This is a genomic window from Frankia sp. R43 (assembly GCF_001306465.1).
In the GTDB taxonomy this organism is placed as follows: domain Bacteria; phylum Actinomycetota; class Actinomycetes; order Frankiales; family Frankiaceae; genus Parafrankia; species Parafrankia irregularis.
Genome location: NZ_LFCW01000016.1, coordinates 1 through 20,600, shown reverse-complemented (window position 1 = coordinate 20,600; position 20,600 = coordinate 1). Strand labels below are relative to the sequence as shown.

Genomic DNA, 20,600 nt, shown 5'->3' with positions numbered 1-20,600 from the left:
TGGTGATCAGTCGGCGCCCGCACACGGTCGGGACCGTCGCCCTGACCGAGGTCCAGGCCCGTCGGCTGTGGAACTGGACTCTGGCTCGGCAGGGGCTGCATCCTCGCGGCCGGCTGACCTCCGCCGCGCAGATCAGCCACCAGGCGCTGGGGCTGCACGCGGCTCGCCTGCCGTCCCCGTTCGCTACCGTTCTCGCCCGCGCTGAAGGCCCTGAGGTGGCGCTGCCGCTGCTAGAGCGACCCCCTGGGCTCACCACGCTGCGCTGCATGCGCCGCACGCTGCATCTGCTACCGCTGGATCTCGCCGCCGCCGCGCACCGTGCCACCGTCCACTACCGCCTGCGCGACGCCACCCGCCGTGCGCACAACGCCGGCGTCCCTGACCCGGTGCTCACCCGGATCCGCGCGCAGCTGCCAGAACTGCTCGCGGATGAACCCTTGCCGCATCGGCGTATCGAGGACGCCTTCGCTCCCGCCGGCCCGGCCGCGGTCCGGGCCGCGGTCAAGATTGCCTGGGAAACAGGCACACTCACCTACTTCAACGCCTCCGGCTGCTGGAATGCCGAACGCCGCATGTTCGGCCTGACCAGTCAGCTGCACCCCGGCCTCGATCTCGATCTCGATCCGAGGACCGCCACCCGCACGCTCCTGCAGGCCTATTTCGACCGGTACGGGCCGGCGACGCTGCGCGACGCTACCTGGTGGTCCGCCCTCTCCGGCACCGCCGTCCTCGACGCACTCGACGACCCCCGGATGGCACTACTCGAAGTCGCGACCCCCTGGAGCCCGTCCCCGGCCTACATGCCCGCCGCCCGCTGGGAACAGTTCACCGCGGCCGACTCCGACACCCACACCACCGGGCTGCAGCTACTCGCCCACGAGGACGTCGCGCTCAAGGCCTACGCGGAGACCCGCACCCGATACCTCGGCGGCCTCGCCCCGCGGAAGGCCTTCAACCAGATCGGTGAAGCCCTCCCCACCGTCATCCTCCACGGCCAGGTATGCGGCACCTGGATGTGGGAACCCGCCAGCCGCACCGTCGTCGCGACCCTCTTTCCTGGCCAGACCGCCACAACCATCCGGCAGGCCACAGCCGCCGCTGAACAGCTCACCGAAGCCCTGCGCGCCGGCTGGCGCCAGCGCACCCCTCCCATCACCCGACCCAACCAGCGACAACTCGCTCTCGCCGTCTGACACCATCCGCGCCGAACCCGAACAGAGGAAAAGGACACCCGTGCAGCCCCTCGCCACCGACGCCAGCCTCGCCGACCTGCAGCGCTACGTCGCCGAAATGGAAAACGAACGAGGCTTCACCGGTCGCACGGTCCACGACCAGACCTGGCGCCTCATGGAAGAAGCCGGTGAACTCGCCCGCGCCGTCCGCAAGAACGACGGGCAGCGCACACTGACAGGCGAGCTGGTCGGCAGCATCGACGAGGAACTCGTCGACGTCCTGATCTTCACCTGTTCGATCGCCAACCGCCTCGGCATCGACCTCACCGATGCCGTCCGCGCGAAGGAAACCTTCAACGAGACCCGCACCTGGCCCGGTACGTACCAGCGAACCCCGGCCGCGGCCCGATAACAGGCAGCGGGACGGCCTACGCGCGGTGTTCGCCGAGAGCCCGCTTCTCGAATGGCACGGGCCGCAGCCAGGACCCGCAGCCCGAGCTGGGCCTGGCCCACCCGGCGGGACCTACAGGAAGATGCTCGAAGCCGCATCCGAGCCGCAGAGGAGCACCATGGCTGTCCACGAGACAACGATGTCCATGCGGACTCTGGATGGCCTCCAGCTGGCCGGCACCTTCGCCTTCCCGAACTCGGCCGTGGACCAAGCCGTGGTCCTGGTCCACGGGGGTGGCGTGACCCGCGAGGAAGGCGGGTTCTTCACCCGCCTGGCCGCCGGTCTCGTGGACGCGGGCGTTGCCTCGCTACGGTTCGATCTGCGCGGGCACGGGGCCAGCGACGGCCGGCAGGAGGAGACCACGCTGGCATCCCACCTCAACGACATGCACACCGCTCTGGCCCACCTGAAAGCCGAGTCCGGCGCCAGCGCTCTGCACCTGCTGGGCGCAAGCTTCGGAGGAGGACTGGCCGCCTACTATGCGGCGAAAAGGCCAGACGAGATTACCCGCCTGGTGCTGCTGAACCCTCAGCTGAACTATAAGAACAGATACATCGAGCAGAAGCCCTACTGGGCTGAGGACGTCTTGGACAGCGAAGCAGCCGAGCGACTGGAGCGTGACGGCTTCCTCCAACATTCGTCGACAGTCCGGCACGGCCGGGCCATGCTCAACGAGGTTTTCTGGATCCGTCCCGTTGAGGTTCTCGAGGAGATCGCCGCGCCGACCCTCATCGTCCATGGCACCGCAGACACCTTCGTATCGGTCGACGCGTCACGGACCGCGGTCACGCGGCTGCGGGCACCCCACCAGCTGGTCGAGATCGACGGTGCGCAGCACGGTTTCGCCGTGCATGACGACCCCACCTACTCCCATCCCCGCAGTCAGGAGTGGCAGGCCTTCGTGATCCGAACGGTCAGCGACTGGGTGTCCGCGAACGTGATCTAGCCGTAGGCCTGGACCGCCAGGCGTAGCTCACGAGGCCCACGGTGGCGTTGCCACGGGGTAAGGATGCGCACGACCCGGCGTACTTCACGTCGCGTTCGCTGGGAACTCGTGGTGTCGGCGACCTCGAGCGCCGCGAGGCCTTCGTGGGAGGCGTCGTCGGGGTCGCCTGCGAGCGCGCAGGCGACCGCCCGCCGGGCCCGGTAGTAGCCCTCGTCGCGCCGGGCCAGCGTGCCTCTGGCAAGGGCCTCGGCGTAGAGCTGGGCTGCTAGCTGGGGCTTGCCCGCCTCGATGTAGCAGGTCGCCGACCGCAGGAGCCATGTCCCTTCGTCGTAACTGGGTCCCAGCGGCGCCACCGAATCTGCCACAGCGTCGCGAAGCAACGTACGTGCTTCGCCAAGTTTTCTTTCCGCGAGACCGATGGGTTCGCCGGTCATCGCTAATCCGCGTGCTTCCTGTTGGAGAACCTCTGCCTTTACGTGGGTCGGAAGCTGCCATGGCCCGGATCCTGCGGCCTGAGCCAACACCAGGACCCGCGCTGCGTCGCGATCACCGTAGGCCATCTGCGACTTGCGCAGCAGAATGTACCCCTGCATCGGCAGCTCCTGAGCTGCCTGCGCCCACTCCATCGCCCGGTCATACCAATGGGCGGCGGAGGCGGGGTCGTGTAGATCTCGGTACAGCCAGCCCGCGAACTCGGCGCTGTCGGCTCCCACGGTGAGCAGCTGGCGGCGCACCTCTGCACGGACGTCCCGGACCTGCTGGCTGACGAGCTCCAGGATTGCGAGCACCGTCGGTAGCACCTGGGCCGGACCAGTCTTGCCGTCGTCGGACTTGCATCGGTCGAGCTGGCGGGCAACCGATGCCACAACGTCGCTGTCGAGGAAGCGGTATGCATCGCGGAGCGATGCTGACAGGCGTGACAGCTCCTCGATTGTCGCTTCGGGGAGGAGCCGTGCCGCGAGTTCGTTGGCCGTCGGTTCGTCGGATGTCTCCTGCCTGCGCCCGTCGACCTTCTGGTTCCGCTCGTCGAGGCGGTCGTCAGGTCCGTCCTCCTGCGGGGCCGACCCATACGTCTTAACAATCTTGATGGGTGGTGAACTGGGCGGGGCCGCTGCCTCGTCCTCGGTGCCTCCCGCCGGTTGGCGGGTTTCGCCGGGACGGTCGAACCAGAGCAGGTCTGCGGGAATGCCGAGGACGTCGCTGTAGCGGATGAGTTTGGACAACTCTTCTGGGGCACGGCCGTTCTCGAGGCGGCTGAGCTGTGGCTGGGTGAGTCCGAGCCAGCCACTGACGAGTTCCTGCGACAACGTCTGGCCGTGGTAAGGGTGCGACCGATAGGCATAGATCACCCGACCCATGTGCCAGCTCGCAAGCGCATCACGCATGTGATCGACGTGCCAGAACTCGGCTGGCGGTTTCGGTGGCGCCGAACGGTCGTGGGTGGACGTCCGTTGGCACGGTCCGCAGTGCTGGCCCAGGTTGTCAGCGGCGAGGCGGTAGCCACACCGGGCGCAGCCGCGTTGGGGGCGTGTCATCCCGAGCCGCCTCCCCATCGATTATGCGCGGGCGGACGATCAGCAGAGTAACGCTAGCACTGCCGGTGACCGAGTCCATGCATTTGACGCATGAAGAGGTACCGGTTCACGGCATAGCCAGTCACTCCAGAGGACTGCACGCTCAGGTTGTCTCCGCCAGACGTCACGGTCAGGGGAACGCCCGTGTCGTGCCGTGAACGCACGGTGGCGGAGTTCCCAGTGAAAAAAAAGGGGGTGGATGGCGATGCCCCTCGCCGTAGCGGTGCCGTTGCTCGGGCCGCCCGCGGTCGGGAAGTCAACGCTGGCAAGCCAGCTCGGCCAAGCGCCGGAGTGCACGGTGTTCCGGCTGAGGGAGCAGGTGCCGACGGCGCGACTCGCCGCGACCGCTGGCGGTGCCGGGCTACTGGCCTGGATGGACGATGCCACCGTCATGACCGCGCTTCATCGCTATCTCACGAGGGTGGTCCACGCCCCCGGAGGGCGCACGGTGATCTTCGACAACTTCCCGGGTAGCGACTGGCAGGTCCGGCTGCTGTTGCGCAGCTTCGGCGCACTTGCCCCGGACTGCCACGTCCTGCCGGTCGAGCTGTCTGTGGATGCGGTGACGCTGCGCCGCCGCGCCGTCCAGCGCCGGGTCTGCCCTCGCTGCGAGCGTGACCCTGCGCGTGACCCGCGGCTGCCCGCTGAGGCGAGCGACGTGGACGCGCAGCGCTGCGGCAGGTGTGGCGGGGTGCTGCAACCCCGGCGGGGCGACGCCCCGCGGCTGCTGCATGCCCGGCTCGACCGCTATCAGCGCGAGGGCGCAGGCATCCGCAACGAGTTCGCCGCGGCCGGAATCCCTATCAGCCCTTTCGACACCACCGGAAGCGTCTCCGATACCACCGCCGCCCTGTCCGCCCTTGTGACAGCGAGGAGCACACACCGATGACCGCACATGATCGCCGCATCTCTCGGTGGCACATCGTCCGCGCCGTGCCAACCGGCGACGGCACCCATCGGCGAACAGCGGGCATCCGGGCTGTGGCATCCGGAGTCCGGCTGTGACCCCGCCGTTGGCCGTGCGGCCGCGGCCGCCTGCCGCCGCGCCACCCGACCGGAGCCGGCAGGCGGCAGGAATCGGTGGCCGCGCGCAGCTCACAGTCACCTTTCGCGACGAGCCCGGCAACTGCGAATGGCACCTCGACGAGGCCGTGGGCCGCGTGCAGACCGTGCTGCCCGAGGCACGAGTGGAACGTGGAATGCCAGGGGCTCGGGTGCTGCGGCTGCCGGGTGACGGGGAAGCGGTACTCGCTGCGATGAGCGAACCGGCTGGACAAGCGCTGACATTGACCGCAGCAGTCCTTGCCCAGGGCGAGCTCGGCGCCCAAGGGCAGGGCCGTCTGCTGGCGGCGGTGGGCGCGTTGCCGTTCACAACGGCAGAGATGACCGACCTGCATTCCCAGATGCCCCTCACGTCGCGGCTGCCAACCTGGCAGCCGGCCGGGGTGCTCGCCGAGGTGGCACCGGTGATCGCAGTGCACCACATGGCCGACTTCCTGGTACTCGTCGACGCATTGCGCGCGTTGGGCGTTGCTCCGGAGGCGATGACGGTGCTCGACAAGCGTTATGCCTACCGGAATACCCAGCGTGTCGACGCGCACCTGCGAGCCCAAGGCGTGACGGTGGTCGACTGGCGGGCGGCGCCAGCGGCGCTCGCGGGGCACTGTGCCCGCGCGGACGCGGCCGGGCGGCGGCCCGTACTGATCGATGACGGCGGTTACCTGTTGCCTGTCCTGCTCGACGAATACCCGGACCTGGTGGGCCGGTTCCTCGGCCTCGTGGAGCAGACCACGTCAGGTATCGCCAAACTCGCCCGGTTCGGCACGGATCTTCCGGTGCCGGTGTTCTCCGTCGCCGAGTCACGGCTGAAGGCCACGATCGAGTCCTATGGCGTCGCCGACGCTGCCGTCCGTAACCTGCTCACGCTGCTCCCGCAGGAGAAGTGGGAAGGCAAACCGGCGGTCGTCCTTGGATACGGGCGTATCGGCGAGCAGGTCGCTCAGGTGCTGCGTGGCCGGCGGATGCGTGTCGCGGTCCACGACAACGAAATGGTCCGCCTGGTCGCCGCCCATGAGGCCGGTTTCACCACCGGCCGTTCTGTGCGCCGTCTGCTGTCCGCCCACCAGCCGGTCCTTGTCATCGGCGCGACGGGATGCACCTCGCTGCGCGGCGACCATCTGGACGCGCTCCACGGCGACTGCTTCCTGGCCAGCGTCACCTCCCGCGCCCGTGAACTCGCGCTCGACGAGATCGGCGACGATGCCACGGTCCTCGCCGTCGCGGCGGGCCTGCGCTACCACCGCCCCGGCGGCGCGACGATCACTGTTCTCGCCGACGGCTATCCGCTGAACTTTCACCACGCGGAGTCGCTACCCAACAGCTACGCCGACGTCGTCATGGCGGCCCTCGCCGTCGGCACGATCGCCCTGTCGCAGAACCGCGGCTGCTACCCGGCCGGGCACAACGTTGCCCTGACCGACCGCGTCCTGGAGTCCAGCAGCTTGCTGGAGCGCTACTACGCCCTCCACGGGCCGACGACATGACCACGCCAACAGACGAGCGGATTTTCCCTGCCCTCGGGTCTTCGCGGCAGGTCGCCGCGTTCGCGGACCACCTGCATGCGGTCCGCGCCAGTTTGGGACTTCCCATCGGGCTGATCGCTGCGGACCGGCCGCAGCTTCCGGCGGTTACGCGCTGCGGCGCCCTGGTGCGGGTGGCACACATGGTCACGACAACGGAGAAGCACGGACAAGCAGGGGATGCCGTCATCTGGGAGGTGATGAGCGCCGACGTCTACCGCAGCTGGCTCGCCGGCGCGCCCGCCCCCGACCAGAAAGTCATCGAGGCCGCCTTGCCCGCATTGCTCGGCCTGCGTTCCCTGCACCGCGCGGGCGGGACCGGTCACCTTCGTCTGTCCGAGCTGACCGAGCTCCTCGCAGGCCGCTATCTGTCCGCCAGATTCACCCACCAGCATTGGCCGCTCGTACGCGAGGCCGTCACCCGCGCGCACCTCCATCGGGTTTCCCACGGCCACGCAGCTTCCCGACCGGTCGCCTGTCCGCGGCCCAGTCTGATGAAGGAACCGAACCGATGACCAACCCCGACCTGCGCATTTCGGACAACAGCTGGGTTCGGGGAGCCGTCGACCACGCCCTCGCTCCCGTTTACCAGGCCCACACCGCCACCCTGCGAGGCATCGTCCGCCAGCGCCTCGTTACCCGAGCACTGCGCGCCTACCTGCCAGGCCCACCCGGCAGAGTCCTCGACGTCGGCGGCGGCGACGGCACCCAGGCCATCGCCCTAGCCCGTGTCGGCTACCAGGTCACGATCTGCGACCCGGACCCCGACATGCTCGGTGAGGCCGAGAAGAACCTGCTCGGTGAAACCGACGCGATCCGCGACCGCGTCACCCTGGTCCTCGGTGATGGGCACGATGCCGCGCAGCTCGCCGGTACCGGTTGGGATGCCACGCTCTGCCACGGCGTGCTCATGTACCTGCCCGACCCGGCGCCGCTGCTGACTATCCTCGCCGCCATCACCCGCACTGGCGGGACGATCTCGGTCATCGGGAAGAACGCCAACGCGCTCGCCTTGCGCGCCGGCCTCCAAAAGCGTTGGCACGACGCCATCACCCTCCTCGACGAGGAATCCCGTGCCACAACGACAGAAATCGGAAACCTTGGAGTTCCCAGCCGTGGCGACGACCCCCATCGCATACAAGACCTGCTCACCGCCGCTGGCACCGAGCCCGTCGCCTGGCACGGCATCCGCGTCTTCACTGACCACCTCGGCGACACCCCGCCCGGCCCTGATCTCGACACCGTTCTGGACGCCGAATGGACCGCAGGCAGCCGCGACCCCTACCGCCAGATCGCGCGCCTCTATCACCTGATCCACACCCGCCGGCCATGACCACACCCGAGCCCATGGCCGTGAGACCAGCCGACCCCCGCAGGCGCGTCAGCCAGCTGCAACAGGCACGTCGCACGTGTGCGCCAGGCTGCTTCGGCTACCACGCCACCTGGCCTGCCTGCCGCCGCCTCGGGATCAAAAGCCACCCCGGTTGGCACCAGACCTTTATCGCTTCGAGCCTGTCCGGTCATCCGGACGCCGCGATCCGCCCGCTCGACGTGGTCATCGCCGGTGCGGCAGACGACATGATGCTCACGACCCTCGCCCGCGTCGCGCTCCCGCATCCGCCGCGCATCCATCTGATCGACCGGTGCGCCACCCCTCTGGCCCGCAACACCGCCGCCGCGCTCCAGCTCGGACTTCGCCTCACCACCGAACAACGCGACCTGGCCGCGGCGCCGACAGCCACGCGGCCCGGTCAGCGACACACCGACTCGCAAGGCTGGCCCCAGGCAGCGGCTTCTGCGGATCTTCTCGTCACCGACGGCCTGCTGTCCCTCCTGCCATCCCACGCAGCCGTCGACGACCTCCTACGCCGCGTCGCCGATCTACTGCGCCCTGGGGGCCGGTTCTGCTACACGACCCGGCTCACCGCCCGGCCGAACCACAACCTCGAATACGACCTCATCGGCCGCATCCTGCACACCGGGACAACCCTCGCCTACCAGCCCTGCAAAGCTACGCAGCGTTGGGCTACCGCCAGGAGGACCTGGTTCAGACCCGCCCGCCCCGCGCCCTTCACCACCATCGACGACCTGGTCTCCACGGTCACCGACGCTGGCCTCGCCGTCCTCGACATCGAGCACGACACAGCCCCACCGTCTGCGGCACTCGCCGTCCACCCCAACCGCCTGACCGCGACAGCGAGCACGATCGTACGGCTACGCGCCGAAGCCCAGGCCGATCACTGATGGCCCTCCGAATCGACCGCATCGACTACCAGCCGGGTTCCCGCCTCGACACCGAACTCGCCGATCTGTGCTACCAGGCCATCCACGGCCGCACCGACCAGAGGCCCATAACCATCGACCTCGTTGCCTCCCGTCTGAGCGCCAGCACCAGCCAGTCGCCCACCGCGCTGATCACCATCCGCGACGAACACGGCCTGCTCATCGGGGCCGTCGCGCTGCGATGGCCCTACGTCCCCACCGGCACTGGTCGGCTGTGGGGTCCTGTCGTCCATCCCGGTCACCGCGGCCATCGGCTCGGTGACCGGCTCCTCACCGCAATCTGCGGTCTCGACGGCGAAGCCTCCGCCCTGCCGGCCCTCACCACCGCCGAGATCCCCAGCGCAGCCCGAGGCGCCCATGCCTTGTTCACCCGCGCCCGATGGCGCCGGCTCCCCAGCCTGACCCTGCTCCGCGGCCCCGTCCCACCGCCCGGTGGAGCATCGCCACGACCCTCGGCTGTCTGGACCGCCCAGGACTCCACTTTGATCCATCTCGCGCCCCACCTTGGCAGGCTCTACGCCGACACCTACCGCGACCACGACCCGCGCACGGCCGCAGACACGCTGCGCCGCTGGAGCCAAGACCGCCGTTACCAGGCGGACCGGCTCCTTCTCGCCGGACCCGTCCACCAGCCCATCGCCGCGGCGCTGCTCTACCCTCTCGCCAGCGACCACAGCGGCGAGCCAGCCGAACTTCTGATCGCCGACATCCTCACCGATCAAAGCCTGACCGTCGCCGACCAGCGCACCGCATGTAGCGACCTTGTCCACGCAGCCCTTCTGCACGGTACCTACCTCGGCTCAGCCGTCGCTCGCGCCGTTCTGCCCTCCCATCGCGAGCTGTGCCTCACCGTGTTGGAGAACGCAGGATTGAAGCACGTCGACGACTTCACCCTCTATACCCACCTCCGGTGACCGGCCAGCACGAAACATCAGTCCCGGCCTCAATCAGTACTCCGGCTGACCGACACCGTTCACTTCACGCCGCACTCAGAATGGCTCGGCAGTTACGCATTTTCCCTTGGTCGTCTATTCCGCTGCCGTCCCGCCGATCCACATACGGCGAGAATCTCCTTCGCATCGGGATGGTCGATCGACTAGTGAAATTCCGCCATCGGTGACGAGAGCCTTGTCCGCGTGCAGGGCGAGAAGTTTTAGGACGCATCAGACCGGCCGACGACAGGGCCTGGACCGATGGCCCGGCCTGCGCGCGCTCCCGAGCCAGCGGCTCCGCCCGCCGCGGCGACGTCCCCGCCCGATGCCTGACGGGAACGGGGTGATCCTGTCCGTGCCAATGATCGACTGCCTCGCGCCCGGCGTCAGCGGGACGTGGCCGGCCGCGCAGTCCACATGACCCCGCGTTCCCCTCGCATTCCCGTCGCGCTCCGCCCGGTCGTGCTGATCGCGCGCATGGCCGCCCTGCCCGAGCTCACACCACCGGAGGAGATCTCGCGGATACTCGCCACGTTCACCCCACCCATCGACCCGGCCTCGCCGGAATGGGCCGCCCTGCGCGCCGCCCTCGACCGCTACGACGCCGCGCGGGACCATGCCGCCTTCGACGCGGCCCGCAGGCAGATCGTCCTTGCCGCCGGCACCCTCCTGCTCGGCCCGCCGGGCTACAGCGCGCGTGACACGCCCGCCCGGTGCCACGTGCCCGCACAGCGCACACCGTCCTCGGGCCGCTGCGCGTGACGACCGACAGCGGCCCCGCCCACGGGCACACCGGGCGTCCGGGAAAACGCAGATTCGCCGTACGAAATGAACCGCCAGCTTTGTAGACCCATTTCCAGTGAGCCGATCGATCCGATCCCGCCAGCCCTTACCCGACAGTCAGTAGTGGAAGGCTTCACCGTGCCCGGATATCCCACAGAGCCTGCCTTCGGAGCAGAAACCCTGCCCTTTGACGCCCGCATCGACGGTCGCCCGCACCCTCCTGCCGGAGGACAAAGGCCTGGTCGCGCGGGAGATGTGGGCCCCGGCAGGCAATCGGCTCCGCCGGTAGACCCGGGCGACGACCGGCCACTCGGGCCGCGGGGCGGAAGCGGCGATACGGGGCCGTCACGGCGCACGCTGCTCGGGCTGGAACGGGAATCGAGGAATCCGCTTCGCGCTGGCGCGGCCCTCGACGGGGCCGCCGATCCTCGGCACGACGGCGGCCCGGACCGCTCAGACGGAGCACCGCCGGCACGGCGGTCTTCTCTCAGCGGGGGTCTCGTGGCGTCCTCCACCGCGGACGCCTCGCTTACGCCGCTGCGGAACGCGATGGTCGAGCGGATCCTGGCCGCCGAGCCGGTGTCGGCCCCGATCGAGGCGGCGATGCGCACCGTGCCGCGGGAGCTGTTCCTGCCGGATCTGCCGCCCGAGGCGGTGTACCAAGACCGGGCCGTGGTCACCAAACGCGACATCTACAAGAACCCGGTGGGCTCGGTGTCGCAGCCGTCAGTGGTCGCGGCGATGCTGCAGGCGCTGCGGGTCGAACCCAGCCAGCGGATCCTCGAGCTGGGATCCGGGGGCTACGAGGCCGCTCTGTTGGCGAGGCTGACCGGTCGGACAGGTTCGGTGGTGAGCCTCGACCTCGATGAGACCGTGATCCACCGCACCCACGAATGCCTGCGCGCCGCCGGCTACACCGGGATCACCGCACTGGTCGGCGATGGACGCTACGGGTTCGGGCTCCGCGCCCCCTACGACCGGATCATCGTCACGTTCGACACGCCGGACGTCCCACAGAACTGGTTCGACCAGCTCGTCGAAGGCGGCAGGATCATCATCCCGCTACACCTGCGCGGTCTCACCCACACGGTGGCGTTCACCAAGGTCGCCGGGATCTTCACATCGGATGCGATCAGGCCGTTCGCGTTCGGACCGATGCAGGGGATCGGTGTCCCCCGCCGGACCACGGTGACCCTCGCAGGCGGGGCACGGCTCGACGTCGGCCCCGACCAGGACATCGACGTTGACGCGCTGTGCGCCGCGCTCGCCGGGCCACGTCACACCGTGGGAACCGGTGTGATCGTCGCTCCCGACGACACCCTGCTGCTGTCGAGCCTGGACCTGTGGCTGGCCACAGCCCAACCGACCTTGGGCCGGCTCCACACCGACACCCCCGCCTATCAGACGGGCCCGGTCACAGAGACCATCCCGCCCGGCGTGCCAGCGGCCTGGACCGACGACACGCTCGCCTTCCTCGCCCTCGGACACACCACCGGGGACGGACGGGAAATCGGCGTGATCGCTTACGGGCCGGACCGGACCCGGCTCGCAGACCAGCTCGCTCACGACGTCCGCGTCTGGAACACGGAGCACCGCGGCGAGCTCCCCACGATCCACGTCTACCCCCGCGGGATCGTCGAGAAGTCCCCGCCACCGGGCCGGCTTCTCGACCTGCCGTCCACGCGGGTCCTGATCAGCTGGGGCTGAACCATGGCTTCGTCACGTTCCTCGTCGAAGACCGGGCGGGGCGGCCGGCCCACCAGCCGCTCCGCTGCGGGACCCGCCGATGCGGATCTTCTGATCGTGCGCCGTCACCAGAAGCATCTCGAGGGCCGGCGCCGCCTGTCGCCGGCCGAGACCACGATCCTCGCCGGGGCACGGGTCCGTCCCGGGCAGGACCTGGTCGACCTCAGCCAGGCATCGGTCCTGACACCTGCCGCGCTCTGGGCCGTCGTCCCCGGCGGCAGCGTCACCACCCTGACCCCGACCACCGCCGCGCTGCAGCGGATCCGGCCGACGCCGGAGAACGGCCACACCTGGGGATCGGTCTGGGACCTCACCGAAAATCCCGTGCCCCTGCCGGACGCCAGCGTGGACGCGGTCCTCGGCCGCAGTGTCCTCGGCCCGCTCCTGTACCCCCGCAGGATGCTGATCGACATCGCCCGCGTCCTCAAACCCGCGGGATGGCTGTCGCTGTGCGAACCCCTGCTCGGGCAGAGCAGACCCATCGGCCTCGACGGACTCAGCGCCCGCGAGATCGCCCAGGCCGAACGAGTCCTCGCCGGCGTCCGCCCCGCCGCCCACACCTTCACCGCGGCCCACGCGATCGGCAACGCCCGCCTCGCCGGCCTCCACCCGATCGCACACACCCACGAGACGGTCACCGCCCCCATCATCGGAGTCGCCGCGGCCGACGCCGCGCTGCGCGCCGTGGGCCCGGCGGGAGAGTCCGCCTACCAGGCGATCAGCCGCGTCCTCGGAGCGGCCTTCGCCCGCCGCTACGCCGAAGCATGGCGCTCGACCGCCCGCCGACGCCCCCTCCTCCTACAAACCCCCATCGCCTACCTCACCATGACCAAACCAGACACCAGCCGATGACAGCAGCGGGGCCGGCCGCCCCCGGCCGGCCCCGCTGAGGGCAGCTGTCGTTACTGTCCGGCACATGGGCGGATGTTGATCTCTTTCGCACCCCGCTTTTTGCTGGCAGCGAAATGTCCCGAAGATGCCATGCATCTGCATTGGCACGGCACGATGCCGCGCGACGACCCTTCTGGACGTCACTCTCCGCATTGAAGCTGTCGGCCTTCCGGGGTGGGCCTCGGCCGGATCCCGACGTTGAGGCAGCCGACGATGCGCGTCGCACCCCTCGGCCCGTGTCGATGCCCTTGGCCAGAGGGGTTCCTCTGGCCCGCGCAGCCATTTTGTGATCTTGAGTGCGCCGAGCGGGCGCGTCCCCCGTTGGGTCGCGAGCGCCCTCCTGCTCGCCACATCACCGAAGGCGCAATCGCGGAGTGTAGCCACTCCCTTTGCTCGCGCGCATATTAGTTCGCGCCACTGCGGATGAGCCTGTGACGTTCACCTCTCTTGTCATTCATTCCCGCTGGTGGTCTAACTCTCTGGCACTTCGGCGAGTCACCTACGTGATAGGGCAGGGGCCAGATGGGTAACGGAACGTGAGGCGGCGCGGCGGCGCGGCGGCCCTGCTCGCCATGCTGACAACCAGCGCCTGCACCGGCGGCAGCGGCGACGCGCCAGCGCCGGCACCTCCCGCCTCGGCGCAGCCGTCCCCTTCTCCGGCCGGCTCTGCGGCGTCGTTGACCGCGGTGCAGGCCGCCGAACGTGACGCGCTCGCCGCTTACCGCGGTATGTGGGAGGACTGGGTTGCCATCGCCGCCACCGGCGACTACCAGGACCCGCGCCTTGCGCGGCATGTCAGCGGCGAGGCGCTTTCCTTGATCTATAAGGCTGTATACGCGAACCAGCGGGACGGCCTCGTCGCGCGGGGAGCGCCGACCTATGCCGGTTCGGTGACAGCCGCAGAGCCAGCCGCGAATCCCGACCGTATTACCATCGTCGATTGCTCCGACGGAAGTAACTGGCTCAACTACCGCGCCGACGGCCAGCTGGAAGACAACGATCCCGGCGGGCGCCACGCCGTCCAAGCTCTGGCCCTGAAGACTTCCGATACATGGAAGATTGACGTCCTGGTTATCCAAGAACTGGGCACATGCTGACGGTCAGATTCGCCGTCTTCCTTACGGCAGGAATACTCGTCCTCTCCTTTCCGTGCATGGCTGAGGCGGCGGAAGCGTACGGAGCCACTGTCTGTTCCCGCACCGGTGACAGCTGCGAGGTTTGGGCCGGAACCCTGGGAAGGCCTGCCAGGCAGGACCACAGCGAACCGGCGACGCTGTCTGCTCCTGGGTCGGGCGCGTCGCCTCGGATGTGCAGGGTGGCGGGGAGAGCGGAAGAAGTCCTGTGCGTAGATCCTGATCTGGGCTGGCTCAGTTCAGACGGCTGCTACTACCGGCCTGCCGCTGATTTCGTCGCCACTCCCGCGCTGGAGGCGAGAGAGGCGACTCCTGGTGTGGCGGGTTCCTGGTATGAGCGGAAATGCGTCGGGATCAGTAGCAGCTGGGCGGTCGTGTGGAAGCCCGATGCGGTGATGGCGGCGGTTGTCCCGCCGTCGCCGGAAGTGATGGCGCAGCGGGCGGTCAGCCGATTGGTGCTGCCGGCGCTCGCTCTCGGATTGTCGCCGGGCGCGGATGTGGTGCAGACGGTCGGGGTTCCGGTGTGGCTGTGGGTCGCGACGGCGAGCTGGGAGCCGGTGTCGGCGACAGCCTCGGTGCCGGGAGTGTCGGTCACCGCGACGGCCCGTCCGGTGTCGGTGGCGTGGGATTTCGGGACCGGTGGGCAGGTCCGCTGCGCGGGTCCGGGCCGGGCGTTCCGGCCGGGTGTGGATGATCCGGCGGCCGGGTCGGAGTGCTCGATCACGTTCGCGCGGGGTTCGGCGGGGCAGCCGGGAGGCCGGTTCGCGATGACGGTGACGGTGACCTGGCAGGTGAGCTGGGCGGGTGCGGGTCAGACCGGTGACGCCGCGGGGTTGACGTCCCAGACGGCGGCGTCCGTAGCGGTCGGAGAGTCGCAGGGCCTGGTGCTGGCGGGAGGGGGCCGGTGACCGCGGCGGTGCGGACACCCCGTCATAGCGATACGCGTGTGCCCGTACGCGAAAGGTCGCGGGGTGGGGCTGCGCGGCGGGCGCTGGCCGGGGTGCTGCTGGTCGCGCTGTCGGTGGCCGCGTTCGTCGTCGTCGGGAACGAGCGGGAAGGCCTGCGGGAGGTGCTGGCCGTGGCCCGCGATGTCCCGGCGGGCCGGGTGTTGACCGCACAGGATCTACGCCCGGTGTCGGTGGGTGGCGGGGTGGACGTGGTCGCCGCGGACGCGGTGGACGCGGTGGTGGGCCGGGTGGCGGTGGTGCCGTTGCTGGCGGGCAGCCTGCTACCCCCGGGTGCTGTCGGTGACGGGTCGCGGGTGCCCCCGACGGGGCAGGCGCTGGTCGGTGCCGCGCTGAAGACGGGCCAGTACCCCCCGGACCTGGCCCGGGGCGATCGGGTGGCGGTCCTGCTCACCTCGATGTCGACCGGCACCGCCGGCTCCACGGTTTCCCCACCCGCGACGGGTTCCCCGGCCCGGTCGGTGCAGGGCCTGGTCGTGACAGTTCAGGCCGACGAGACCTCCGGGGCCGGGACCGGCGGGGTGGTGGTCGCGTTGCAGATCCCGGACACCGATGCCGACGCGTTGGCCGAGGCCGCGGCGGCGGGCCGGGCCGTGCTGGTGGTGCGGGCGGTGTCCCGGTGAGCGGGGTGGGTCTGGTCGCGGTGGGCGCGCTGAAGGGCTCGCCGGGGGTGACGACGGCGGCGCTGGCACTGGCGGCGGTGTGGCCGGCTGGCGCGGCGGATACCGGTCCGCTGCTGGTGGAGGCGGATCCGTCGGGTGGTGATGTGGCTGGCTGGTACGGGCTGCTCGGCTATCCGGGACTGCTGGCCTGGGCGGCTGCCGCACGGGGCGGGGCGGCGGCGGTGGACGCGCATGTGTGGGCGCTCGCCGGGGGGGTGGGGCTGGTCGCGGCGCCCGTGGAGGCGGGCTCTGCCCGTGGGGCGGTCGCGGTCCTGGCGCAGACCGGGTCAGTGCCGTGGGCCGCGTCGGGCCGGCTGGTCGTGGCGGACTGCGGCCGGCTTGATCCCAGCTCAGTCGCGCTCCCGATCGCGGGGGCGGCCGGGGTGCTAGTCGTGCTGGTGCGCCCGGTCCCCGCCGAGCTGGCCCGGGTCGCGGGCCGGGTGGAGGAACTGACGGGCACGGGCCGCCGGGACTGTGTGCTGGTCCTCGCCGGGGAACCGGAATGGTCGGCCGGGCGGGTCGAGGAGGCGGTGGGTCTTCCGGTGGTGGGGGTGATGCCGCATCATCCGCGGGCGGCGGCCGGGGTGGCGGGGGGCCGCTTTGGTCGTGGCACCCGCCGTTCCCAGCTCCTGCGTGCCGCCGCGGACATCGCTGCCGATCTCGATCGTCGCCTCGCCGGCCGGCCAGCCGGACCGTCACGGGCCCTCGCCGCGCTGCCTTCCGCCGCCCCGCTCCCCGCTGTCCCGCCGGGCTCGTTGCCGCGGGCGGGTGGTCGTCTCCCGGTGTTGCCAGGCGCGACGTTCACGATCTCTCGGCCGGGTGGGCAGGCCGCGGCGTCTGGCTGGGTTCCCACGACCCCTGACCGGGAGGGCTGGCAATGACAGGCGACCTGGACGCGTTCGCGGCGCAGGTTCGGGCCCAGGTAGGCGCGGCGCTGTCCGCGCGGCTGCAGATTCGCGAGGCGCGCGGCCTCCCGCCGCTGGGGCGGGATGATCAGCGGGCGTTGGCCTCCGAGCTGATCGCGGAGGTCCTCGCGGAGCATGCCCACGCCCAGCTCGCCGCGGGCGGTCAGCTGCCGTCTCGTCACGACGAGGCGCGGCTCACCCGGGCGGTCCTCGACAGCCTGTTCGGGCTGGCTGGGCTGCAGCCTCTCCTCGACGATCCCACCATTGAGAACATCTCGGTGAACGGCGCCGATGTGGTGTGGGTCAAGCGCTTCGATGGCAGCCGTGAACGCATGCCGGCCGTCGCTCGCTCCGATGCTGAGCTCGTGGACCTGGTCCGTACGGTCGTGGCACGGGCCGGGGAGGAGGAACGCCGCTGGGACCGGGCGTCTCCCGAGGTCTCCTGCCAGTTGCCCGACGGGTCCCGGCTGCACGCGTTGATGGCGGTCGCGCACCGCCCGGCCGTGTCGATCCGCCGCCACCGATATCAGCGGGTCACGGTCGACGCGCTGACCGACCTGGGCATGCTCAGCCCCGAGCTGCGGACCTTCCTCGGCCTTCTCGTCCGGGCCCGGCGCAACCTGCTGATCGCGGGCGGCACCGGGATCGGGAAGACCACGTTCCTACGCGCGTTGACGTCCGACGTCCCGTTCGCCGAGCGGATCATCACGATCGAGGACGCCTACGAGCTCGGCCTGGACCGCGACGGCCAGCACGGCGACGTCGTCGCGTTGCAGGCCCGCCAGCCCAACATCGAAGGCGAAGGCGAGATCAGCCAGGCCGACCTCGCACGGGCGGCGCTACGGATGAGCCCGGACCGGGTGATCGTCGGGGAGGTACGCGGCGCCGAGGTCATCCCCATGCTCAACGCGATGAGTATGGGGGTGGACGGGTCGATGGCCACGATCCACGCCTCCTCCTCCGCCGGAGTGTTCCTCAAACTCGCCGCCTACGCGGCGCAGTCCGCGGAGCGGCTGCCGTTGGACGCGACCGCGCTGCTCGTCGCCTCCGCGGTGCACTTCGTCATCCACCTGGACCGCACCGCCGGCGGGCGCCGGGTGGTCTCCAGCGTCCGGGAGGTCGTCGGCGCCGACGGGCTGCTGGTGTCGACGAACGAGGTGTGGCGCCCCGGCCCGGACGGTGCCGCGGTGCCCGGGGCGCCGCTAAGCCCGCAGAACGCCGCACTCCTCGCCGCGCACGATCACCGCCCGCTGCCGGGCGTGATCAGCATCCGTGGCGGGGAGGCGGTTCCGTCGTGGTGAGCACGAACAGCGCGGGGCTGGTCCTGGCCCTCGGTTGCGGGGCGGCCTGCGGAGTCGGCCTGTGGCTGGCCGGTACCGGAAGCGCACCGGCCGCGAGCGCGCTGCGCCGTGCGGCGGCCCGCCGTGCCGGCGACGGGTTGTCCCCGCAGGCCCGGCACGCCCGGACCGCCGGGGCCGTCGCCGCCGCGGTCGGAGTAGGTCTGCTGACCGGGTGGCCGGTCGCCGCCTCGCTGGCCGCCCTCACCGTCCTGCTCGCGCCGGGTCTGCTCGCCGCGAGCCGGACGGAGAAAACACAGACCGCACGGGTCGAGGCGATCGCGGTCTGGACGGAGATGCTGCGCGACACCCTCGCCGGCGCCGCGGGCCTGGAGCAGGCGATCCGTGCCACCGCGCCCCTCGCGCCGCTGCCGATCCGCGTCGAGGTCCTCACCCTCGCCGCCTCCCTCGATAGCGGCACACGGCTGCCGGACGCGCTGGTGGTGTTCGCGGACGAGCTCGACGACCCGACCGCGGATCTGGTCGTGGCCGCGCTGGTGATGGCCGCGTCCCGCCAGGCCCGCCAGCTCGCGGACCTGCTGGGCCGTCTCGCCGCCGCCGCGCACGACCAGACCGCGCTACGGCTACGTACCCTGGCCGGCCGGGCCCGGATCCGTACCGCCACCAGGGTGATCGCCACGATCACGCTGGTCATGGCGTTCGGGCTGATCCTGCTCTCCCCGGCGTTCGTCGAGCCCTACGACAGCGCGGCGGGCCAGCTGGTCCTGCTCGGGGTCGCCGGCCTGTTCGCCGGCGGGCTGGTCTGGCTGTCACGGATGGGCCGGGCACCGGCGGACCCGAGAATCCTGACCCGGCCCCTCAGCGGAGACCCCCGATGAGCGGGCTTGTGCTGGTCTGCGGTGCCGGCTGCGGGCTGGGCCTGTGGCTGCTGTGGACCGCTCTACGGCCCGCCCGCCCCGACCTCGAGCAGCTCCTCGCCGACCTACGCCCCACACCCCCCACCCTCGGCGAGGCGGACACTGGGCCGGGGCCTGGCGGGTGGGCGGCCCGCGCCGGGCAGCCCCTGGCCCGGCACCTCGACCCCGCGCGGCTGCTCCCGCTGACCATCCGCCGGGACCTGGTCGCGCTCGACCGCGACCCTTCCAGCCACCTCGCCGAGAAGGTCACCAGCGGTGTCGTCGGCCTGTTCCTGCTTCCGCTGCTCACGGTGGTGCTGGCCGTCGCCGGGATCACCCTGCCCGTGCTCCTGCCAACGGTCGGGGCACTCGCCCTGGCCATCGCCGGGTTCTTCGCCCCGGATCTCGTGGTCCACGCCGACGCGCGGTCGCATCGGCGGGCGTTCCGGGCCGCGTTCGCCACGTTCCTCGACCTCGTCGTGATCTCTCTGGCGGGTGGGGCCGGACTCGAGCAGGCCCTCGACGACGCCGCGTCCATCGGCACCGGCCCCGCCTACACCCGGCTGAAGGCTGCCGTCGACACCGCGGTCCTCACCGGCACCCCGATCTGGACCGTCCTGGCCGAGCTCGGCAACCGCCACGACATCGCCGACATCGTCGAGACCGCCGCCAGCGTCGCCCTCGCCGGCGGTGAAGGCGCCAAGATCCGCGCCTCGCTCACCGCGAAAGCCGCCACGATCCGCCTGCGTGCTCTCACCGACGCGGACGCGTACGCCGCCGCCACCACCGAACGCATGTCCCTGCCGGTGGCCGTGCTGTTCCTCGGGTTCCTGCTGCTGATCGGCTACCCGGCCGTCGCCCGCGTCATGACCAGCCTGTGAGAAGACCGTGGGTTCGTGATTTCTGAAGCCCTGATCGCGTCGACAGGAAGGATCCTCCGCCCGTGTCCCATCTCGGCCACGTTGGCCTCCACACTCGCATCGCTGCTCGCCGCTCGGTGGCGGCGACCACCGTTCTGCTGCTGGGCCTGCCGGCCCTCCTGAAGGCCCGCTTCGAGCTGTGGGAGACCCGGGGCCGGGAGAAAGGCCGCGACGCCGGGTACTCGACCGAAACGGTGATCATCACCGCGATGCTGGTCGTGCTCGCGCTCGCCGTCATCGGGATCATCTCGCGCGCCGTGATCGACAAGGCCAACGGCATCAGCCTATGACCCGCGACCGACGAAAGAACGATCAGGTGTCGCGACGACATGGCTGATGTAGGGACGCCGGTCTAGATGTCCAATGGCCGCGATATATGTCCAGTCGATGTCCAACGACCGGTGTTCTGTCCACAGCGGACTACCGGGGCTACGGCAAGCCGGGGCAAAGGCGACGGAAGCCCT

At 70.4% G+C, this 20,600-nt stretch carries 21 protein-coding genes; 20 read left to right on the top strand and 1 reads right to left on the bottom strand.

Annotation, left to right across the window (positions count from 1 at the left end; translation table 11 throughout):
* Positions 1-2: 2 nt before the first annotated feature.
* The 3 genes from ACG83_RS40120 (at position 3) to ACG83_RS40110 (ending at position 2,569) form a co-directional block, all read left to right on the top strand.
* On the top strand, positions 3-1,193 hold the full coding sequence (locus ACG83_RS40120) for a DNA glycosylase AlkZ-like family protein (protein WP_054571482.1): 1,191 nt from the start codon (positions 3-5) through the stop codon (positions 1,191-1,193).
* Between the two features lie 40 nt (positions 1,194-1,233).
* Positions 1,234-1,584, top strand: a complete 351-nt coding sequence (locus ACG83_RS40115; protein ID WP_054571481.1) for a MazG nucleotide pyrophosphohydrolase domain-containing protein — start codon at positions 1,234-1,236, stop codon at positions 1,582-1,584.
* 157 nt (positions 1,585-1,741) lie between these two features.
* Positions 1,742-2,569: an alpha/beta hydrolase gene (locus ACG83_RS40110; protein ID WP_054571480.1), complete on the top strand. Its 828-nt coding sequence runs from the start codon at positions 1,742-1,744 to the stop codon at positions 2,567-2,569.
* On the opposite strand, the gene ACG83_RS40105 is transcribed toward ACG83_RS40110, so the two are convergent.
* Entirely contained in the window at positions 2,566-3,954 is a 1,389-nt protein-coding gene (locus ACG83_RS40105; RefSeq protein ID WP_063793373.1) for a helix-turn-helix domain-containing protein, read from the bottom strand. The two genes, ACG83_RS40110 and ACG83_RS40105, sit on opposite strands and share 4 nt — an antisense overlap.
* 394 nt (positions 3,955-4,348) lie before the next feature.
* On the opposite strand from ACG83_RS40105, the gene ACG83_RS40100 reads away from it, so the two are divergent.
* From ACG83_RS40100 to ACG83_RS40020, 17 genes are all read left to right on the top strand, one after another.
* Complete coding sequence (locus tag ACG83_RS40100) at positions 4,349-5,032, top strand: hypothetical protein (RefSeq protein ID WP_063793376.1); 684 nt, start codon at positions 4,349-4,351, stop codon at positions 5,030-5,032.
* A 112-nt stretch (positions 5,033-5,144) separates the two neighbouring features.
* Positions 5,145-6,686, top strand: a complete 1,542-nt coding sequence (locus ACG83_RS40095) for a hypothetical protein (RefSeq protein WP_054571477.1) — start codon at positions 5,145-5,147, stop codon at positions 6,684-6,686.
* A gap of 236 nt (positions 6,687-6,922) precedes the next feature.
* Positions 6,923-7,237 carry a hypothetical protein gene (locus ACG83_RS45685; protein ID WP_161934858.1) on the top strand — a complete coding sequence of 105 codons (315 nt, stop codon included), beginning with the start codon at positions 6,923-6,925 and terminating at the stop codon, positions 7,235-7,237.
* Positions 7,234-8,055, top strand: a complete 822-nt coding sequence (locus ACG83_RS40085; protein ID WP_054571475.1) for a methyltransferase — start codon at positions 7,234-7,236, stop codon at positions 8,053-8,055. The genes ACG83_RS45685 and ACG83_RS40085 overlap by 4 nt, the downstream gene beginning before the upstream one ends.
* 14 nt (positions 8,056-8,069) lie before the next feature.
* Positions 8,070-8,966 (top strand): class I SAM-dependent methyltransferase, encoded by an 897-nt coding sequence (locus tag ACG83_RS40080; protein ID WP_152991661.1) that lies wholly within the window; start codon positions 8,070-8,072, stop codon positions 8,964-8,966.
* Entirely contained in the window at positions 8,966-9,919 is a 954-nt protein-coding gene (locus ACG83_RS45060; RefSeq protein ID WP_054571473.1) for a GNAT family N-acetyltransferase, read from the top strand. The genes ACG83_RS40080 and ACG83_RS45060 overlap by 1 nt, the downstream gene beginning before the upstream one ends.
* 435 nt (positions 9,920-10,354) lie before the next feature.
* Positions 10,355-10,699 (top strand): hypothetical protein, encoded by a 345-nt coding sequence (locus ACG83_RS40070; protein WP_054571472.1) that lies wholly within the window; start codon positions 10,355-10,357, stop codon positions 10,697-10,699.
* Positions 10,700-11,221: 522 nt separating this feature from the next.
* Positions 11,222-12,427, top strand: coding sequence for a methyltransferase, FxLD system (gene fxlM / locus ACG83_RS40065; RefSeq protein ID WP_083473958.1), 1,206 nt, complete (start codon positions 11,222-11,224; stop codon positions 12,425-12,427).
* A 3-nt stretch (positions 12,428-12,430) separates the two neighbouring features.
* Positions 12,431-13,318: a methyltransferase domain-containing protein gene (locus ACG83_RS40060; RefSeq protein ID WP_083473957.1), complete on the top strand. Its 888-nt coding sequence runs from the start codon at positions 12,431-12,433 to the stop codon at positions 13,316-13,318.
* 575 nt (positions 13,319-13,893) lie between these two features.
* Positions 13,894-14,454 (top strand): hypothetical protein, encoded by a 561-nt coding sequence (locus ACG83_RS40055; protein WP_235498501.1) that lies wholly within the window; start codon positions 13,894-13,896, stop codon positions 14,452-14,454.
* A 218-nt stretch (positions 14,455-14,672) separates the two neighbouring features.
* Entirely contained in the window at positions 14,673-15,398 is a 726-nt protein-coding gene (locus ACG83_RS40050) for a hypothetical protein (RefSeq protein WP_235498500.1), read from the top strand.
* Positions 15,399-15,436: 38 nt separating this feature from the next.
* Positions 15,437-16,078, top strand: coding sequence for an SAF domain-containing protein (locus tag ACG83_RS40045; protein WP_235498499.1), 642 nt, complete (start codon positions 15,437-15,439; stop codon positions 16,076-16,078).
* Entirely contained in the window at positions 16,075-16,998 is a 924-nt protein-coding gene (locus ACG83_RS40040) for a hypothetical protein (RefSeq protein ID WP_054571470.1), read from the top strand. The genes ACG83_RS40045 and ACG83_RS40040 overlap by 4 nt, the downstream gene beginning before the upstream one ends.
* Positions 16,995-18,323, top strand: coding sequence for a CpaF family protein (locus tag ACG83_RS40035; RefSeq protein ID WP_054571469.1), 1,329 nt, complete (start codon positions 16,995-16,997; stop codon positions 18,321-18,323). The genes ACG83_RS40040 and ACG83_RS40035 overlap by 4 nt, the downstream gene beginning before the upstream one ends.
* A complete protein-coding gene (locus tag ACG83_RS40030) occupies positions 18,320-19,198 on the top strand; it encodes a type II secretion system F family protein (RefSeq protein WP_054571526.1) in 879 nt (292 codons plus the stop codon). Before ACG83_RS40035 ends, ACG83_RS40030 begins: the two co-directional genes overlap by 4 nt.
* Positions 19,195-20,097 carry a type II secretion system F family protein gene (locus ACG83_RS40025; protein WP_054571468.1) on the top strand — a complete coding sequence of 301 codons (903 nt, stop codon included), beginning with the start codon at positions 19,195-19,197 and terminating at the stop codon, positions 20,095-20,097. The genes ACG83_RS40030 and ACG83_RS40025 overlap by 4 nt, the downstream gene beginning before the upstream one ends.
* A 62-nt stretch (positions 20,098-20,159) precedes the next feature.
* Positions 20,160-20,426, top strand: coding sequence for a hypothetical protein (locus ACG83_RS40020; protein WP_235498498.1), 267 nt, complete (start codon positions 20,160-20,162; stop codon positions 20,424-20,426).
* Positions 20,427-20,600: the final 174 nt, after the last annotated feature.

What these genes read in the sequence shown, in the direction of transcription:
- ACG83_RS40110 (WP_054571480.1), top strand. Translation starts at nt 1,742, where the DNA reads ATGGCTGTCCACGAGACAACGATGTCCATGCGGACTCTGGATGGCCTC.
- ACG83_RS40105 (WP_063793373.1), bottom strand. Translation starts at nt 3,954, where the DNA reads ATGCGTGATGCGCTTGCGAGCTGGCACATGGGTCGGGTGATCTATGCC.
- ACG83_RS40100 (WP_063793376.1), top strand. Translation starts at nt 4,349, where the DNA reads ATGCCCCTCGCCGTAGCGGTGCCGTTGCTCGGGCCGCCCGCGGTCGGG.
- ACG83_RS45685 (WP_161934858.1), top strand. Translation starts at nt 6,923, where the DNA reads ATGAGCGCCGACGTCTACCGCAGCTGGCTCGCCGGCGCGCCCGCCCCC.
- ACG83_RS40085 (WP_054571475.1), top strand. Translation starts at nt 7,234, where the DNA reads ATGACCAACCCCGACCTGCGCATTTCGGACAACAGCTGGGTTCGGGGA.
- ACG83_RS40080 (WP_152991661.1), top strand. Translation starts at nt 8,070, where the DNA reads ATGGCCGTGAGACCAGCCGACCCCCGCAGGCGCGTCAGCCAGCTGCAA.
- ACG83_RS45060 (WP_054571473.1), top strand. Translation starts at nt 8,966, where the DNA reads ATGGCCCTCCGAATCGACCGCATCGACTACCAGCCGGGTTCCCGCCTC.
- ACG83_RS40070 (WP_054571472.1), top strand. Translation starts at nt 10,355, where the DNA reads ATGACCCCGCGTTCCCCTCGCATTCCCGTCGCGCTCCGCCCGGTCGTG.
- ACG83_RS40060 (WP_083473957.1), top strand. Translation starts at nt 12,431, where the DNA reads ATGGCTTCGTCACGTTCCTCGTCGAAGACCGGGCGGGGCGGCCGGCCC.
- ACG83_RS40035 (WP_054571469.1), top strand. Translation starts at nt 16,995, where the DNA reads ATGACAGGCGACCTGGACGCGTTCGCGGCGCAGGTTCGGGCCCAGGTA.
- ACG83_RS40025 (WP_054571468.1), top strand. Translation starts at nt 19,195, where the DNA reads ATGAGCGGGCTTGTGCTGGTCTGCGGTGCCGGCTGCGGGCTGGGCCTG.